The 17,179-nt window shown below is 52.7% G+C and carries 18 protein-coding genes; 5 read left to right on the top strand and 13 right to left on the bottom strand.

From position 1 onward, the window contains the following. Positions 1-10 precede the first annotated feature (10 nt). The 3 genes from P0H77_RS18125 to P0H77_RS18115 are packed head-to-tail and all read right to left on the bottom strand — an operon-like array spanning position 11 to position 3,969. Positions 11-2,269: an alpha-xylosidase gene (locus P0H77_RS18125; protein ID WP_276158666.1), complete on the bottom strand. Its 2,259-nt coding sequence runs from the start codon at positions 2,267-2,269 to the stop codon at positions 11-13. 11 nt (positions 2,270-2,280) lie between these two features. Next, the gene (locus P0H77_RS18120; RefSeq protein ID WP_276158665.1) at positions 2,281-3,636 is read right to left on the bottom strand and encodes a PTS transporter subunit EIIC; all 1,356 of its coding nucleotides are present in this window, start codon (positions 3,634-3,636) and stop codon (positions 2,281-2,283) included. 33 nt (positions 3,637-3,669) lie between these two features. After that, a complete protein-coding gene (locus tag P0H77_RS18115; RefSeq protein ID WP_276158664.1) occupies positions 3,670-3,969 on the bottom strand; it encodes a hypothetical protein in 300 nt (99 codons plus the stop codon). Between the two features lie 260 nt (positions 3,970-4,229). Between P0H77_RS18115 and P0H77_RS18110 the strand changes: the two genes are divergently transcribed. Continuing rightward, the gene (locus P0H77_RS18110; RefSeq protein WP_276158663.1) at positions 4,230-5,102 is read left to right on the top strand and encodes an ROK family protein; all 873 of its coding nucleotides are present in this window, start codon (positions 4,230-4,232) and stop codon (positions 5,100-5,102) included. A 44-nt stretch (positions 5,103-5,146) separates the two neighbouring features. On the opposite strand, the gene mltC is transcribed toward P0H77_RS18110, so the two are convergent. From mltC to mutY, 3 genes are read right to left on the bottom strand one after another with little or no spacing between them, the layout of a single operon-like run. Next, positions 5,147-6,229 (bottom strand): membrane-bound lytic murein transglycosylase MltC, encoded by a 1,083-nt coding sequence (mltC, locus tag P0H77_RS18105; RefSeq protein WP_276165175.1) that lies wholly within the window; start codon positions 6,227-6,229, stop codon positions 5,147-5,149. A gap of 45 nt (positions 6,230-6,274) precedes the next feature. Then, positions 6,275-6,550 (bottom strand): oxidative damage protection protein, encoded by a 276-nt coding sequence (locus P0H77_RS18100; protein WP_176917298.1) that lies wholly within the window; start codon positions 6,548-6,550, stop codon positions 6,275-6,277. 26 nt (positions 6,551-6,576) lie between these two features. Next, a complete protein-coding gene (gene mutY / locus P0H77_RS18095; protein WP_276158662.1) occupies positions 6,577-7,635 on the bottom strand; it encodes an A/G-specific adenine glycosylase in 1,059 nt (352 codons plus the stop codon). A gap of 148 nt (positions 7,636-7,783) precedes the next feature. Here mutY and trmB point away from each other — a divergent pair, with 148 nt between their 5' ends. Genes trmB through P0H77_RS18080 form a run of 3 tightly spaced genes read left to right on the top strand, consistent with a single transcriptional unit; the run spans position 7,784 to position 9,597 of the window. Then, entirely contained in the window at positions 7,784-8,503 is a 720-nt protein-coding gene (gene trmB, locus P0H77_RS18090) for a tRNA (guanosine(46)-N7)-methyltransferase TrmB (RefSeq protein WP_194208347.1), read from the top strand. After that, complete coding sequence (locus tag P0H77_RS18085; protein WP_276158661.1) at positions 8,503-8,829, top strand: YggL family protein; 327 nt, start codon at positions 8,503-8,505, stop codon at positions 8,827-8,829. The genes trmB and P0H77_RS18085 overlap by 1 nt, the downstream gene beginning before the upstream one ends. A 51-nt stretch (positions 8,830-8,880) precedes the next feature. Next, complete coding sequence (locus P0H77_RS18080) at positions 8,881-9,597, top strand: DUF2884 domain-containing protein (protein ID WP_276158660.1); 717 nt, start codon at positions 8,881-8,883, stop codon at positions 9,595-9,597. A gap of 67 nt (positions 9,598-9,664) precedes the next feature. Here P0H77_RS18080 and P0H77_RS18075 read toward each other — a convergent pair whose 3' ends face one another. Both P0H77_RS18075 and P0H77_RS18070 read right to left on the bottom strand, forming a co-directional pair. Further along, positions 9,665-11,023 carry a gluconate:H+ symporter gene (locus P0H77_RS18075; protein WP_276158659.1) on the bottom strand — a complete coding sequence of 453 codons (1,359 nt, stop codon included), beginning with the start codon at positions 11,021-11,023 and terminating at the stop codon, positions 9,665-9,667. A 145-nt stretch (positions 11,024-11,168) separates the two neighbouring features. After that, positions 11,169-12,176 carry a 4-hydroxythreonine-4-phosphate dehydrogenase PdxA gene (locus P0H77_RS18070; protein ID WP_276158658.1) on the bottom strand — a complete coding sequence of 336 codons (1,008 nt, stop codon included), beginning with the start codon at positions 12,174-12,176 and terminating at the stop codon, positions 11,169-11,171. Positions 12,177-12,834: 658 nt separating this feature from the next. Between P0H77_RS18070 and P0H77_RS18065 the strand changes: the two genes are divergently transcribed. After that, the gene (locus P0H77_RS18065; protein ID WP_276158657.1) at positions 12,835-13,839 is read left to right on the top strand and encodes a DUF1202 family protein; all 1,005 of its coding nucleotides are present in this window, start codon (positions 12,835-12,837) and stop codon (positions 13,837-13,839) included. Positions 13,840-13,863: 24 nt separating this feature from the next. Here P0H77_RS18065 and hemW read toward each other — a convergent pair whose 3' ends face one another. From hemW to P0H77_RS18040, 5 genes are read right to left on the bottom strand one after another with little or no spacing between them, the layout of a single operon-like run. After that, positions 13,864-15,000 (bottom strand): radical SAM family heme chaperone HemW, encoded by a 1,137-nt coding sequence (gene hemW / locus P0H77_RS18060; RefSeq protein WP_276165174.1) that lies wholly within the window; start codon positions 14,998-15,000, stop codon positions 13,864-13,866. Then, complete coding sequence (locus P0H77_RS18055; RefSeq protein ID WP_276158656.1) at positions 14,993-15,586, bottom strand: XTP/dITP diphosphatase; 594 nt, start codon at positions 15,584-15,586, stop codon at positions 14,993-14,995. The genes hemW and P0H77_RS18055 overlap by 8 nt, the downstream gene beginning before the upstream one ends. 7 nt (positions 15,587-15,593) lie before the next feature. After that, positions 15,594-15,884, bottom strand: a complete 291-nt coding sequence (yggU, locus tag P0H77_RS18050) for a DUF167 family protein YggU (RefSeq protein ID WP_176917306.1) — start codon at positions 15,882-15,884, stop codon at positions 15,594-15,596. After that, positions 15,881-16,447, bottom strand: coding sequence for a YggT family protein (locus P0H77_RS18045; protein WP_276158655.1), 567 nt, complete (start codon positions 16,445-16,447; stop codon positions 15,881-15,883). Before P0H77_RS18045 ends, yggU begins: the two co-directional genes overlap by 4 nt. 8 nt (positions 16,448-16,455) lie before the next feature. After that, positions 16,456-17,169, bottom strand: coding sequence for a YggS family pyridoxal phosphate-dependent enzyme (locus tag P0H77_RS18040; protein WP_276158654.1), 714 nt, complete (start codon positions 17,167-17,169; stop codon positions 16,456-16,458). Positions 17,170-17,179 lie beyond the last annotated feature (10 nt).

Here is a 17,179-nt window from a genome sequence, read left to right as displayed (position 1 = left end):
ACCGCCAGTATTACCGAACATTTTCAAATGTCACCGTGCCGGGATAATCGCAGCGCAACGTATTATTAGTCAATGTCCAGCAATAGCGGCTGCGGTTTTCATCCACCAGTATGCCGCTTCCCTGAGAAACATTGCCATATCCCTTCAGCACCACAGGGATCGTGTTAAAGGTTTTCATCTGCGGGGTATTTTCTGCGAAAGCAGGAATGATTGCCCCTTCGCGGATATAAAGTGGAATATCATCAAGGGTAATATCAACGCTGAGCACGCGTTGACCGTCAAACCAGCGTTTTTCATGCAGCGAGTACCAGCGGCCTGCGGGTAAATAAACGCTTCGCTGGCGCTGTCCTGGCTCCAGCACCGGAACAACCATAATATTTTCGCCGAGCATAAACTGATCGTCAATCGCGTGGACGAAAGGATCGCGTTCAAATTCCAGCGCCAGATGACGCATGAGTGGCAGGCCCTTGTCCTGTGCTTCACAGCCGAGTGCCAGCAAATACGGCAGCCAGCGATAGCGTAGCCGGCTGTAACGTCTGACGATATCGACCGCCTGCTGGCCAAAATGCCACGGCTCGCGCGGGCTGACGCCGTGATAGCGGGCCAGGGAACACAGCATCCCCACCTGCGACCAGCGGATGTACAGTTCTGGATCGACGTTCTGCCCTTTAAAACCGGCGATGTCGCTGCTCCAGTAACACTCTCCGCTAAAGCCAATGCTCAGACCGCCGCGCAGGGTATGCTTCAGTCCTTCAAAAGTGGATTCTACATCGCCTGACCAGGTACCGGCAAAGCGTCCACAGCCAAGAAAGCCGGGGCGTTTCCAGACCAGCGCGGTGCCGTGAACGTCCTGAGTGGCTTCATAGCACACTTTTGCATACAGCCAGATATAAGCGTTATGCATATCCTTACCGCTATAGCCGTTATAAAACAGCGCATCTTCAGGGATACGGTCGGCGTAATCGGGCTTCAGCGCTTTCAGGCCGCGCCGCAACAGCGTGATCAGATGCGCTTTCCACCAGTTATACGCCTCGGGATGCGTCAGATCGGGAATACCAATTTCACTGACGTTGCGCCGGTAGACGTGGGCGATGTCGCCGTTTAATGTTTTGACCAGATAGCCTTTTTCCAGCGCCTCGCGATAGATATCGGTGCCGGGCGGCAGGTAAGGGTTGATCCACACCGAGCAGGCGACATGCTCTTTTTCAAGGGCGGCAAAAAAGGCTTCTGGCTGCGGAAAATGCGTATGGCCCCACTCGAAGTCGCAGCAATCTACCCAAAAATCGTTATACCAGTAATGCTTGCCCCAGTTGACGTCCAGATGCAGGACATCAAAGGGGAGCTGATGTTCCTCAAGCTGCTTTTTAATGCCCAGCACTTCTTCCGCGCTCTGATAAGCGCAGCGGCTGTACCAGACGCCGAGCGTCCACGGGGCGGGAAGATCGGGTTTACCCTGCATTTCAGCCTGTCTCTGCACCAGCGCTTTTAATGAATCGCCGAAAAACAAATAGCCGCGCAGCAGGGCGCTTTCGCTCAGCGCGCTGGCGGATTCAAAACAGAAGTGGCCGATTTCCCAGTGGGTGCGCCGGGCGGTCGCCAGCAGGATGCCGTATCCGGCATCGCTCAGTAAAATCGGGTGCGCTTTATAGCTCAGATCCGTTGAGTTAGTGGCGCAGGCATCCATCACATAGCTGGTAACGCGAGACTGTGATTTTTCAACGCGACCAAATTTTTCCCCCAGGCCGTAGAAATGCTGACCGTTTTTCATCTCCCAGGATAAGAATGTTTCCACCTGTCCCTGCGTATTAATACGAATACCGAGCCCCGGGGTAACGGGCTGGCGGGAGACTTTCTTGCCCGACAGCGAAAAAACCGTGTCTCCGCGCCGTACCTGCAACGAGAAAGGGGAGAGGGTGAGCGTCACGCTGAGTTCAGCAAAGTGAAGCTGCGCCTTCTCATTATCCTGGCGGACGGCCAGCGCCTGCCGCGGCCACTGCGTTACCGGCAAATAAAATGCGGCCATTTCATGGCTGACCGGTCGCGGGCTGAACTCAAATGCCAGCGTGTCGTCAGCCAGCGCGGCCAGCGTTAAGCAGGCCGCTTTACCGCTGGTCAGCGTTAACATAATGTCGACGCTATGCTCATTTTCAACGATTGCGGTCGCATCGGTGACATAATCGTAATGATAGCCATCGTGATAAAAAAGACGATCGCTATTCTGGTAATCCCAGCCATTGATCGCCCGGTTGATAATATGTTCTTCCATCATCGTGTTCTCCGTTATTCAGCGGCTTTTTCGTTGATTGTATTAGCAATTTTAACGAAGGGCATATAAATGGCGGTCATCACCACAATCACTAAAAGCTGATAAAGACCCCCTGAAACTTGCCCGGAAAAGAGTATTCCGGAGATCACCGGTGGCACGGTCCACGGAACATTGTTAGTAATAATGGGAAGCAGCCCCATATTGGTCAGCAAAACCGCGCCAAAGAACGGCAGTACCCAACTCAGCACGTAGGGAATAAACATCACCGGGTTTAAAATAATTGGCAGGCCAAAGTTTATCGGTTCGCTGATATTGAAAATGGCAGGAGCCAGGGCAATTTTTGCCGTATTACGGTTCTCCATCCGCCGGGAGAAAAGGTACACCGCAATAATCGGCGCAATCGTCATTCCACCGGATGACACCGTTGAGAAGTTAAAAAACAGCGTGGAATAGAGATGGTGCGCCACGCCCATAATATTTTCATTGTCGTTGATGGTCCATGTCAGCCCGAATATCGGCCCCCAGACGGAAGTGGCATGAATACCAAACCATTGCAGCAGCGGCCCGGTGGTGACCGCCACAATCGCGAAGAACGGTGTTGAGGCTACCGCCAGCGTCGGTTTTTGCAGCAGCGTCAGTAAAATTTCGGGCACCGACGAGTCAAAGCAGGCATGCAGCACGGCGGCGATAACAACAAAAACAAGTAGCGTAAAGCAGCCGGGGATCAGAGATTCAAAACTACGTGCTACTGCCGGAGGAACGCTGTCAGGCATTTTGATCGTGTAATTTTTCTCCACCAGCCGGTTGAATATCCAGATGGTTAATCCGGAGACCAGCAGACCGGTAAAAATACCTTCCTGACCAATAAAGCGGGTGTTGACGATGCCGCTCAACGTGACGACCTGCTGATTTACGTCGTTAGTGGTAAATTCCCACGGCAGGCAGATAAAGAACGCGGCAATGGCGTAAAACACGCAAACAATCGGCTCTTTATTTTTAGGAAAGAAACGCCGGGTGCCAAAAAAGGTAAAGCCGACAATAATCAGGATGGCGTTAATTGCCATAGTGCCGTTAATAAAATAATTACAGTAATGCTGGAGCATGACCATTCTGGCTGCCATACCGGACGCCAGCCACGTCGTGTCACTGCCGTAAAAAAGCGCCCCGAGTTTTAATCCGGCATGGCCAAAAATAATGCCGTTGGGATCGAGAAAAACGGAGCTGATCATAATAGCGATACCGGCGATCATCAGCGGAACGCCGGTCATAATAAAGGTATCGCGTAGCGCCAGCAGCAGGCGGTTGCCGGCAATTTTACTGATGCATTTTGTTAATGCGATCTGGACTGCGGATAAAGAGAGTATGGACATTAATGTAGCCTCATCCCTGGGAGGTAGAAGAAATTACTTTTCCATTAATTCATCAATTCTGTTTTTCAGACGTTCACCGTTCATGCTGCCAAACTCCTGAATACCCAGCGTAATTACAATCTTGTCCGGATAGTCTCTTTCTACATCATCCAGCGCCCAGGCGATTTGCGGGCCCAGAATGATCACCTGCGTCTCTTCAGCCACATCAGGCAGGCTGGAATAGTCATAAGCCTCAACCTGATGGTGGACACCTGCGGCCTCATAGGCTGCCTGGAGTTTTTTCGCCATCATGCTGGTGGACATGCCAGAGTTACAAAAAAGTGAAATGTTCATCTGCTATTCCCTTAATATTAACAATTCATCTGCTATTATCGGATTGCGCTGTGAACTAAAAATACCCCGCCGTTTTTATATGTAAATATCAATATTAATAAAAGATATGTCTTTTGTGATCGTTATCCTGATTTGATTGCGCAGCGTTTTTTTCTATTGAGATGCGATGGTGGGTGGTGTAAATAATAAAAGCGTTCTGAATGTGTTTTATATATTTTGTGAGTGAATGATTTTTGCGGAATTATATGGCTGGGGGATAAATGGCAATTGTATTATTTGACTGGGGCGGAACGTCTATAAAGCACGGTGTCTGGCAGCAAGGGGCTTTAGTACAAACGGCCTCAACGAAGACGCCAGCAAGCTGGCCGGCAATGAAAAGCGCGCTGCTGAATATTTTTCAGCAATACCAGCAAACGTATGCTGTTGAAGGTGTGTCGGTGAGCGCGCCGGGTAACGTCGACCCGGAGGCCGGCATTATTGGCGGGCTAAGTGCTATCCCCTATATCCATCATTTTGCGATTGTTGATGAACTGACCGCATTGTTTAATCTCCCGGTTTGTATTGAAAACGATGCTAATGCCGCCGGTATCGCTGAAGCGGCACTCGGTGCGGGCCAGGGGAAACCACATGTATTATTTGTGATTGCGGGTACCGGTATCGGTGGCGCTATCGTTAAAAACAACGTCCTGCAACGCGGTAGCCACAAATATGCTGGCGAGTTTGGGCTGATGACGCTGGATGACGGAAAAACCTTCAGTGAGCTGGGCACCGCCGTAGCAATGGCAAAACGCTATAACCAACGCACCGCCAGCGCATTAAGCGGCGCGGAAGTCTTCCAGCTTGCGCATCAGGGCGACGCCGTTGCTGAACAGGAAGTCGACCAGTTTTATCACTGGATGGCGACAGGATTGCTTAATTTACAGGTCTGCTACGATCCTGACTGCATTATTCTCGGTGGCGGCATCTCAGCCAATCAGGCCGTATTTGCAGGTATTGCGCAGCGGTTGCGCGCCCTGGTATGCGAAAAAGGGCTACAGGAATTTATGCCGGAAATCTGTTTGTGCCAGTATGGCAGTGAAGCCAATCTTATTGGGGCAGCGGTTAATTTCGAACAAAAAATGCCGCGAGGGTAAGCATTGCCGGGCAATCCCCGAAACAGAGGATCACCCGGCCAATGTTATTTCCTGCGATAGACCTTCTGCGCACTATTGACCTTATACAGATAGCGACGCGATTCCGCTGATGGATGGCGGGTGGTAATGGCCTGATAAAGATCGCCCGGCGACATAGTGTTGATGATCGCCGCCGCCTGAGCTTTATCCGCTGAGAACATCCGCAGCACGCTTCCCGCACCGCCGTTGTAGGCGGTGATAACCGCATAGCGACGCGAAGTCGGGTTGCTGATACCGGCCAGATAAACCGTGTTGAGCATCGCCAGATAGGCGGTGCCGGTATCAATGTTACTGGCCGGATCAAACAAATAACTACGATCCGGCGTGCCGCCCTTACCCTGCATACGGAAGACATCTTTCCCGGCGCTATGCTGCACAACCTGCATCAAACCGAGCGCGTCAGAACGGCTGACTGCGTAAGGGTTGAAGGACGACTCAGTTTGCATAATGGCAAGAATCAACGATTCATCGACGTTATACTTGCGCGACGCCTGGCGCACCATACCGATATACTTATGCGCACGCTTATCAAGGTGGTTTGGCACCAGATTAATGGTGACGCTGTAAACAATGTGCAGGCCGTTATTGCGGCTTTTCATCCTGTTTTGCAGCAGGTAATCGGCAAAGCGCGCCGCGCGCCACTCCCAGCGGATCGGCGCGCCGTTATTATCGACAACCTGACCGTACAGGAACGGTTCTTTGGAGATCTGAATATCATCGGCATCAGAATAGAGGTCGATAGAACCCGGATCTTCACCGATCAACAGCGTCTGGATAATCGCCTGGCGCAGACGCGCGGCCGGTTCGGTACCGGAAATGGTCTCGATGGTGATCGTACCCTCATCAAAGTTGATGTGGCTACGCGTCTGATACTGGTCGGTATACTTAACATAGTCCTTTGGACCAGCGACCAGTACCTCTTTATATCCCCAGATATTCTCAATGTTATGAGCGAACTGGCCCATCAGGATATCAAAACTGTTGGTGTCCTTGACCCAGGCTTCGTTAAACGTCTCACCCTTCTTCGTTGAATCTGAACAGGAGATGAGTAACGGCGCAAGAAGGGCTAGCGCTAAATATTTTTTCATCATTCCGGGAGCGTGTGTTGTGTTGTGGTAAAGGGCACGAAGCCCTTATTTTTTGTCTTCCGGCGTGTAGCCTTCGATGTGTACGTCCTTGCCTTCGAACAGGAAGTTGATCATCTCCTGCTCCAGAAGCTTACGGTGCTCTACATTCATCATGTTGAGCTTTTTCTCGTTGATCAACATGGTCTGCTTTTGCTGCCACTGCGCCCAGGCTTCTTTCGAGATTTCGTTATAGATGCGTTTGCCAACCTCGCCTGGGTACAGCTGGAAATCCTGTCCTTCAGCGTCACGTTGCAGGAAGGTACAAAAAATCGTTCTGCTCATAAATCATCCTCTTTATCGGCCCGAGCTTATGCGAGTGCTCCGGCGCGTAGCTGTTGTAACAGGCGCTCCACGGGTGCCGCCAGCCCAACTGACGGCGGTTGCGCTAAGTTATACCAGAGCGCGTTGCCTTCATCCATGCATGAGTGGAAGGAGGACACGGTAAGCCACATTGGCACAATATCCAGATGGAAATGGCTGAACGTATGGCGAAACGCCGTCATTTGGCGCAAATTATCGGCGTTAATTTGCCGTTGCGCCAGCCAATCCCGCATTTCCTCTTCCGTCGTAAACTGAGGAAAACAAAATAATCCTCCCCACAAGCCGCTGGGCGGTCGCTGCGCCAGGTAAACGTCATCGCCGTGCTGCATTAACAGCAGATAGCCGGTGCGTTCCGGCAGCGTCTGCTTTGGCTTCTTGCCCGGATACTGCGCCCAGCTGTTCGACGCGTATGCTTCGCAGCCGATATTTAACGGACACAGCTCGCATTTGGGTTTTGAACGGGTACAGACTATCGCCCCCAAATCCATCATCGCCTGATTGAATCGCGCGACGCCTTGTGCAGGCGTAACGTCTTCACTGATTGACCACAGGCGACTCTCGACCTCTTTTTTACCCGGCCAGCCGGCAACAGCATAGCAGCGTGCCAGCACGCGTTTTACGTTACCGTCCAGAATCGGATAATGCTGACCCAGCGAGAGGGATAAAATTGCCCCGGCGGTAGAACGCCCGACGCCGGGCAGGGCACAGACCGCTTCAAACGTCTGCGGAAATACGCCGCCGTGTAGCGTGGCGACCTGCTGAGCTGCTTTATGCAGGTTACGGGCGCGGGCGTAATAACCCAGCCCGGTCCACAGGTGCAGCACTTCATCAAGCGGCGCCTCGGCCAGATCCGTCACCGTCGGGAAGCGGGCCATAAAACGCTCAAAATAGGGGATGACCGTGGTCACCTGGGTCTGTTGTAGCATCACTTCAGAGAGCCAGACTTTGTAAGGCGTCTTTTCAATTTGCCAGGGCAGGGTTTTACGCCCGTATTTGTCGTACCAGTCCAGCACCCGGGCTGAAAATTGCGAGGCTTGTAGGGTCAAAGCGGGCTTCCGAATTTGCGCTATCAGGGGCACAGATTCCAGCACAGCCGCACGACGCTGTAAATCGGATCTTTGCTATGCTTGCATCCGGCAACTAACTTTGGATAATGCCCGTTTTCCCGACGACTCTCACAAGCAGATTACTTTTATGAATAACGACGTCATTTCACCGGAATTTGATGAAAACGGTCGCCCGCTGCGCCGTATTCGTAGCTTCGTCCGCCGCCAGGGACGCCTGACCAAAGGGCAGCAGCATGCGCTGGACCACTACTGGCCGGTGATGGGCGTTGAATTCTCGGACGCGCCGCTGGACTTTGCCGAACTGTTTGGCCGCGACGCGCCCGTCACCCTGGAGATCGGTTTTGGTATGGGGGCTTCGCTGGTCACAATGGCGAAAGCAAAGCCGGAGCAAAACTTTCTCGGTATTGAAGTCCACTCGCCGGGCGTCGGTGCCTGTCTCTCCTCCGCGCATGAAGAGGGTGTGGAGAACCTGCGCGTGATGTGTCACGACGCAGTCGAAGTGCTGCACAAAATGATCCCTGACAATTCTTTAACCATGGTGCAGCTCTTTTTCCCTGACCCGTGGCATAAAGCCCGTCATAATAAACGGCGTATCGTACAGACTGAGTTCGCAGAACTGGTTAAAAGTAAGCTGAAGCTGGGCGGCGTATTCCATATGGCGACCGACTGGGAAGCCTATGCGGAGCACATGCTGGAAGTGATGTCCGCGCTGGACGGGTATAAAAACCAGTCCGCCAGCAACGACTATGTACCGCGTCCGGATTCACGTCCGGTAACCAAATTTGAACAGCGTGGCCATCGTCTTGGTCACGGCGTATGGGACTTAATGTTCGAGAGGGTGAAATAATGGCAAAGCATCGTAGTCGTCGTCTGCGCAAAAAAATGCACATTGACGAGTTTCAGGAATTAGGTTTTTCCGTCGCGTTCCGTTTCCCGGAAGGCACGTCTACAGAGCAGATCGATCAAACGGTCGATGACCTTATCAATGAGGTGATTGAGCCGAATAAACTGGCGTTTGATGGCAGCGGCTATCTTGCCTGGGAAGGGCTGATTTGCCGTCAGGAAATCGGTAAATGTACCGAAGACGACCAGGCCGCCGTGCGTAAATGGCTGGAAGAACACAAGCTTGAAGAGGTGCGCACCAGCGAACTTTTCGACGTCTGGTGGGACTAAGAAATACGGGGCTGGCGCATGCTGGCCCGTTTTGTCTCTGAGGGAGTATATATGATGCGTAAAGCGCTGCTGGCAGCGGCATTGACGGTGACGGCTTTTGCCGCACAAGCAGACTACAAGTGCAGCGTCACGCCGCGCGATGACGTGATCCTTAACCCGCAAACGGTGCAGGTCAAAGGCGAGAATGGCAATTTAGTTATCTCACCGGATGGCAGCGTCATGTTCAATGGCAAACAGTACAACCTGAGCGCCAGCCAGCGTGAGCAGGCCAAAGATTATCAGACCGATTTACGCAACGCTCTGCCATGGATTGACGACGGCTCACGCAGTCGCGTTGAAAAAGGCCGAACCGCGCTGGATAAAATCATTACCCAACAGGTCGGGGCCGACAGCAAAATGCGCAGCCGCCTGACCCAACTGGACGCGCAGCTTAAAGAGCAACTGAACAAAATTATTGAACACCGCACCGACGGCCTGACCTTTCATTATCAGGCGATTGACCAGGTACGCGCCAACGGGCAACAGCTGGTGAATCAGGCGATGGGCGGTATCTTGCAGGACAGCATTAACGAGATGGGCGCGCAGGCGGTGACCAAAGGCGGCAATCCGCTGCAAAGCGTGCTGGGCAACCTGGGCGGCCTGCAAACGGCGGTGCAGAATGAATGGAAAAATCAGGAAAAAGATTTCCAGCAGTTTGGTAAAGACGTCTGTCAGCGGGTGATTACGCTGGAAGACAGCCGGAAGGCGCTGGTGAGTGGATTGAAGTAAAGCGTCTCTACTCGCTGTAAAAAAATCCCCGAGAGAGTGTCGGGGATTTTTACTTTATGATGCAGAATTACGCCCCGATAAACGCCCCCAGTGCGAGCACGCAGAGCAGACCTACCACGGATTGTACCGTTACCAGTAAACTCCAGGTGCGCAGGGTTTGCGGCACGGTCAGACCGAAATACTCCTTAAACAGCCAGAAGGCACCATCGCTGACGTGCGAGAAAATCATTGCGCCAGTGGTCGTGGACAGCACCAACAGCGCCACGTTGGTATCAGGATGCGCGGCCAGGAGTGAGGCGACAATACCACACGAAGCGGAAACCGCCACGGTACCAGAACCCAGGGCGATACGGAAAACCACCGCGATAAGCCAGGCAAACAGCAGCGGCGGAATCGACCACTCGGTTGCCAGATGGCTGATAATATCGCTCAGACCAATGGTGTTCAGCATATCCTTCAGTCCGCCACCAGCGCCAATAATCAGCAGCAGGCCGACAATCGGCACAATGCTCTTTTTGCAGATAGCGAGGATCTCTTCTGCCGCTAAGCCGGTGGCGCGCCCCATGAAAATCATCGCGTAAATCAAAGCCAGCCCAAGAGTAACAATCGGGTTGCCGATGGCCTGAAAGATTTCCTGAATCAGCCCGGTTTTCGGCACGAAATTGATGCCAATTGTGCCGATAATCATCAGGAACGGCGCAATAAGCACGGTGGTCAGCGCCACGCCCAGCGAAGGCTGGCGAGTCACGTTCGCTGCTTTACCGGAACCGTGAGCCGGGCCGGTTAAATCAAGCGGCGTGCCGACATCCATATGATTGCGCATCAGACGCGGGAAAAGATAAGCGCCGACCAGAAGCACAGGGACGCTGATAATGACCCCGTACAGCGTCGTTTCGCCGATGTTGGCGTTATACGCTGTTGCCGCGATGATGGTTGCCGGTCCAGGAGGCAACAGGGCGTGCGCCGTCATTAAACCGGCACACATAGGGATAGCGACTGCCAGCACGGACACGTTCAGACGCTTTACGATGGAAAATACCAGCGGCACCATGAGGACGAATGTAACCTCAAAGAGATTCGGCAGACCGATGATAAGTGAAACCAGCCCTACGCTCAGCGGCATCCACACGCGTTTTCTGTTACCGATAATAATATCGGCAATTTTGTCGCCGCCGCCAGACTGAACCAGCAGGCCGCCCAGCATCGCTCCCAGGCCGATGACCACCCCGGTAACGCCGAGTTGTCCGCCAAAACCGTGGGTAAAGGTCTTCACCGACTTCGCCACGCCCATGCCATTAACCATCCCCAGAAATACAGAGGAAATAAGCAAAGCGAAAAAGGGATGCAGTTTTAATTTAGTAATAAGAATAATAAGCAGGCCAATTGAAATGACGCCGCTTATTACCACAAATGAGGTTGTGTCCACAAAATTTCTCCTTAAAAACCATACCAACCCATAAATTAATTAAGAGAGTGCCCTGCGGATGCATGGCTATATAAACCGCTGCCCGCCTACTTTAAAATTTAAAATGGTCATTTATAAATAAATGACCAGGATACCTTTGCTATTTCTATTTGTGAGTGGTCATTGCCATTTGAGCTGCCACGGAAATCGCTCTCTCTGTTGCCAGCGTTTTTGCCACGCCTTTACCGGCAATATCAAATGCGGTGCCGTGTTCCGGTGTGGTAATAGCATAGGGAAGACCACCTGCGACCGTGACGCCAACGTCAAATGCATGTAATTTCGTGGCTATTTGTCCCTGATCGTGGAAAAGCGTGACCACAGCATCATATTCATGATTAAACGCGTGTATGAATATCGTGTCACCGGGTACCGGGCCATAAATATCCATGCCTTTAGCCTGATATTTCTCAATCACTGGCATCAATACGTCAATTTCTTCCCGGCCACAGGTGCCGCCATCGCCGGCATGTGGATTCAGCGCCGCCACGGCAATACGTGGACGATCGTATCCTGCCATTTTTAAGGTGTCGTAACAAAGCTGAATGGAACGGCCCACATTTTCCGGCGTAATATAGTTAACAACGTCGCGGAACGGAACGTGTCCGGTAACGCGAAAAACCCACAGATCGTCCAGCACGTTCAGCAGGCCACGCGGACGATTCAGACAATCAAGCTGCTCTGCAAACAGGTAATGCTCATCTTCAACGTGCCAGCCGCCTTTCTTAAACGCTTCTTTGTTCAGCGGGGCAAAAACAAAACCATCAATTTTTCTGCTCTTTAACAGCGCCATACAGCTCACCAGCGACTCGCCGGTAGCGTGGCCGGAGACCGTATCAATGGTTCCCATCACCAGGTTTTCAGGATTGTAGTTTTTTAGATCGATCAGCGGAACGGTGCCGTTTTCCCAGGTTGCCCCGGCCGGGTCGGTGATGGTTTCCCATGTGAAACTGACGCCAGCAATCTTCTGACCAAGCGCCAGTACCCGCGCATCGCCAATCAAAATAGGGCGGCAATATTTAAAGGCGGTCCCGTCGGCGATCACTTTCGCTACCAGCTCAGGGCCAATACCAGCGGCCTCACCTAAAAAAATACCCAGTACAGGTTTTTGTTCCATTTCTTACCTCAGAATATATTTTGCGTTTCGAAAGACGTGCCTGGCTCATCCGCCGTTAAATCGTTAAGTATGACTGCGCGCACAAACCGCCGCTAACAAAATCGTTTGTTAGCGAAATAGTTATTATTGCCAGTAATATTATATCGACACAGTTTCCACTATCAGAAATAGCGTTATAACCGCACAGGTTTTATCTTGCATACTGGAGATAACACTTTAACAATATGTGATTCCAGGAATAATCAAGGCAGATTACCTGTGCATAACGGACTTTTCGCTGATTAACCGTTGAATTCAGGCGGAGAGATATCGTTAAATTTACCGTTATTCATTTTGCCTCCTGTTCCATATATAGAACAATTGTTCGATGAAGAGAATTATTTGCCTATTTAAAAGGGGAAGCAATAGCTATCCTTGCGAAGGATTGTAACGATTAATGTTTATGTGATCTTTCTCACCTTGTATATTTATTGTTAAGCTGTTTACATTCATGGCATGAATTTAATGTGTGATGGATAGATCTTTATAAATAATTTGTCCCGTGAATGATAAGCGTGTTTTTTTGCAGGGCAGGATCGCAAAAATATAAAAAATAATGTTCTTTTATTTATTAGCGTTAGAATATTGCCTGCTATCCAAACGATAAAAGGACTTTGTCATGACATACCGCCTGGCCATTGGGCTGACGTTACTTTTCCTTTCCGCAGGCTACGCGCTGGCAGAAACCACACCTCCTTCCGATGACACGCTGAAAAAGCAGTTCAGCGAACAATATCAGGGCATGATCCATCTGGACAGCGTCTCGCTGCACCCGCTGAACAGTATCGGAAACCAGAGCACCTGGTCGGCGGAGGGCGACGTCTCTTCGACGCAGGATTTATACGCCACCGTCGGTATGGCGGCAGACTATCGGCTGGTGGAAAAGACCTGGACAAAGGGTAAGCCGGTTAAATTCTCGGCGATGGTGACCGCGACGGGCACAAAAGATTCCGGCTGGACGACGGAGTTCTTCTCCATGCAGACGGCGGCGAAAAATGCCGGTGTTCCGCTGGATGATGTAAATGATAAAACAAAGTATCTGGTGGTTAACGACAGCAATTTTTATGCGCGCCTGGCAACGATCGAAGCCAGCTATAGCGAACAAAAAAAGTCGCTACAGAAGATGGAAAGCCAACAAAAAGCGCTGGAAAAAGAGATTGCTACGTTAGATGACCAGATAAAGCGCTCGTGGGGAACGGACGCCAACGGTAAGCCGCTGAGCCGTGGTGATGTGCAACAGGCCATGCTGGAGGAGATGTATCAGGCCGACCGGAAAAACGATCCGCTCACCTTCGAAAACCATTACTACAAAACCATCTATGAACCCGCGCTCGCTGCCTGTCAGCAGAAACCGGACTGCGACGCTGAGCCGTTGCGTAAAGCGCGTGATGTCGCACTGGAAGAGCAGAAGCGCGATTATTCCCGTCAGCACAAGCTGAGAAGCGAAAAAATCAAAGAAGAGATGGCGGCTAAGGATGAGAAGGTGAGGCCGCTGTATGCGAAACAGGGCGAACTGCGCACGCAGCTGATGAAACTTGATACCAGCAGCAGCGAGCTGGAGAGAAGCTATGAGCGCTGGGAGCAGGATATTACCGATCTGCGCCGACGCGGGGTCATTAAATGATTCCGCCCGGCGCAGTAAAGAAGATTACTCTGCGAGGAACAGTTCCAGCAGCGAGTTGAGGAACAGTTTGCCGTGTTCGGTGATCTGCCAGTGCGACTCGCTTTCAGTCAGATAACCCTGCGCCAGCGCCTCATCAATCTGTACGCGAACAGCGGCTTCCGTCAGTCCGGTGTAGCGCGCAAACTCTTCGCGCGGCGCAGGCTCCAGCAGGCGGAAGCGGTTCATAAAGAACTCAAACGGTTTATCCGCCTGCTCCACATCGCGCTGGCTTTCCAGATAGCGCCCCTGCATATAGCCGCGCGGATGGCGCGTTTTGGTGGTGCGTAGAATGCGCCCGTCCGGGAAGGTGATTTTCCCGTGCGCGCCGCAGCCAATCCCGAGGTAATCGCCAAAGCGCCAGTAGTTGAGGTTATGCTGGCACTGATAGCCCGGCTTCGCATAGGCCGACGTTTCATACTGCTGATAGCCCGCCGCACTGAGCAGCCGATGACCCTGCTCGAAAATATCCCACAGCGCGTCGTCATCGGGCAGCACTGGCGGGCGAGAGCCAAACAGGGTGTTTGGCTCGATGGTCAATTGATACCACGACAGGTGCGGCGGGTTCAGCGCGATGGCCTGACGCAAATCATCCAGCGCCTCCTCCAGCGACTGATCCGGCAGGCCGTGCATCAGATCAAGGTTAAAGCTGCGCAGCCCAAGACCCGCCGCCAGCCGGGCGGCGCGTTTGGCCTCGTCCGGGCCGTGAATACGTCCTAAGCGCTGTAACTTTGGCTCGCTAAAACTCTGCACGCCGATGGAGATACGGTTAATACCCGCACGCTGATACTCCACAAAACGGTCCGCTTCCACCGTGCCTGGATTGGCTTCCATGGTGATTTCCGCACTGGACGCCAGCGGCAGACGGGCGCGCACGCCGTCCAGCAGCGCCTGCATCGCCGGACCAGACAGCAGGCTCGGCGTGCCGCCGCCGATAAAGATGGTCGTAATCTCACGTCCCTGCGCGTAAGCGACGTCGCCATCCAGATCGCTCAGCAGATGCTGAACGTAATCGTCGTGCGGCACGTCGCCTTTCAGGGCGTGCGAATTAAAATCGCAGTACGGGCATTTCTGCACGCACCACGGAATATGAATATACAGACTCAGGGGCGGTAAATTAGCGATCACGCAGGGCTTCCAGTAACAGTTTCAGCGCCTGCCCACGATGGGAGATAGCGCTCTTTTCTTCGCGGGTCAGCTCGGCTGCCGTTTTGCCTTCAGAAGGCACGAAGAAAATTGGATCGTAGCCAAATCCGCCTGCGCCCGCAGGCTGGCGGCTAATCATGCCGGACCAGCTGCCGTGGCAAACCAGCGGCGTCGGATCGTCGGCATGACGCAGATACACCAGCACGCAGTGAAACTGCGCCTGGCGCTGGTCGTCCGGGACATCGTTCAGTTCTTCCAGCAGCTTTTCCAGATTCTGCTGGTCGCTGGCCTCCACGCCGGAATAGCGCGCGGAATAGATGCCCGGCGCGCCGCCCAGCGCATCAACCGCCAGCCCGGAATCGTCGGCGATGGCGGGCAGGCCAGTGATCTGCGCGGCGTGGCGTGCTTTCAGGATCGCATTTTCAATAAACGTCAGGCCCGTCTCTTCCGCGGACTCCACGCCAAGATCGGTTTGCGCGACGATATCAAGGCCAAAATCGCTCAGCAGCGAGGCGAGTTCACGCACTTTACCGGCATTACCGGTCGCGAGGACAACTTTTTGCATAGGGCATTTACTCTGTTAGCGCCGCGACTTCCGTCGGGATCTGTTGCGGATGAATAATTTTAACCTGTTTATGACGGCCCAGTTCGCCCTTTTCAATCACCACCTGGCTTTTTGCCACGCGAAACTGTTTGGCAAGAAATTTAACCAGATGCGCGTTGGCCTGGCCGTCCACCGGCGGGGCGGTGATGGCGACTTTTACCTCGTCGCCATGCAGACCTACAATGCTGTCGCGGCTGGCTTTCGGCTGAATATAGAGCCGCAAAACCAGGCCGTCTGAGCAGGTGATAACGGCACTCATAGTGCCATCCACAGCCCCGGCAACAGCATGTTACCCGTGCTTTGCAATAATTCAGCGATGCCCATATTAATCATGTACAGCAGCAGCACCAGAATCATTGGCGAGAAATCGATACCGCCCATCGAAGGCAGCAGTCTGCGAATCGGGCGCAGCAGCGGATCGGCCAGCTGCATCAGGACAAACTCCACCGGGCTACGACCCTGGCTTACCCAGCTCATGATTGCCATCAGCAGCAGCACCCAAAAAATCATCAGGCCAATGGTTTTCAGCAGAATAAGAACGGCGGCAATCCAGATAATCGGCTGGAAGGTGACCACCATAAACAGCACGATAGCTTTGATAATGCATAAAATAAACGCCAGCAGCAGCGAGGCGCTGTCGATGGGACCCATCGACGGGATAAAGCGGCGTAACGGTCCGACGACCGGTTGAGTGATCCTGACGATAAACTGCGAAAACGGATTATAAAAATCGCAGCGTGCCCACTGCATCCAGACGCGTAGCAATAGCACCATCGTATACAGTTCAATGATTGTTGAGAGCAGGAAAGTCAACGTCTTCATGGCGTTCCTCAGTTTTCCTTATTTTTTGTGTAGTCGCGTGCACCGAAAATGGCGGTGCCGATGCGTACCATGGTGCTACCTGCTGCAATGGCAGCATCCATATCATCTGACATGCCCAACGACAGGGTATCTACCGTGGGATAGCGTGTTTTTAGCCGCGTAAATGCTACAGCCATTTGGCCTGCTACCGCAAACTGCCTTACATAATCTGACTCTGGCGCAGGGATTGCCATTAATCCGCGCAGCGTCACGCCTTTCAGCTCCACTATTGCATCGGCCAGCGCATCAATTTCTTCAACGGAAATGCCTGACTTACTCGCTTCATCGCTGATGTTCACCTGAATCAGCACGTTAAGCGGCGGCAGATGCGCCGGACGCTGCTCGCTCAGGCGGCTGGCGATACGCAGACGATCGACCGTGTGGCACCAGTCGAAATGCTCAGCCACCAGACGGCTTTTATTGGACTGCAACGGCCCGATAAAATGCCACTGCAACCCTTCCACGCCCGCTTCGTGAAAGTGGAGGATTTTTTCCACGCCTTCCTGCACATAATTTTCGCCAAAGGCGCGCTGTCCGACAGCGATGGCTTCTGCGACGGCGCTCGCAGGCTTGGTTTTGCTGACTGCAAGCAGCGTAACTTCTTCTGAAGCACGGCCGCAACGCGATGCGGCGGCGGAGATTTTATCCCTGACCTGTGCCAGGTTATGCGCAATGTCGTTCATTTTCAGAGGA

This window comes from Superficieibacter sp. HKU1, from assembly GCF_029319185.1.
GTDB lineage: Bacteria > Pseudomonadota > Gammaproteobacteria > Enterobacterales > Enterobacteriaceae > Superficieibacter.
Note: the sequence above shows the minus strand (reverse complement) of the source record. Positions and strands in the feature narration are given on the sequence as shown.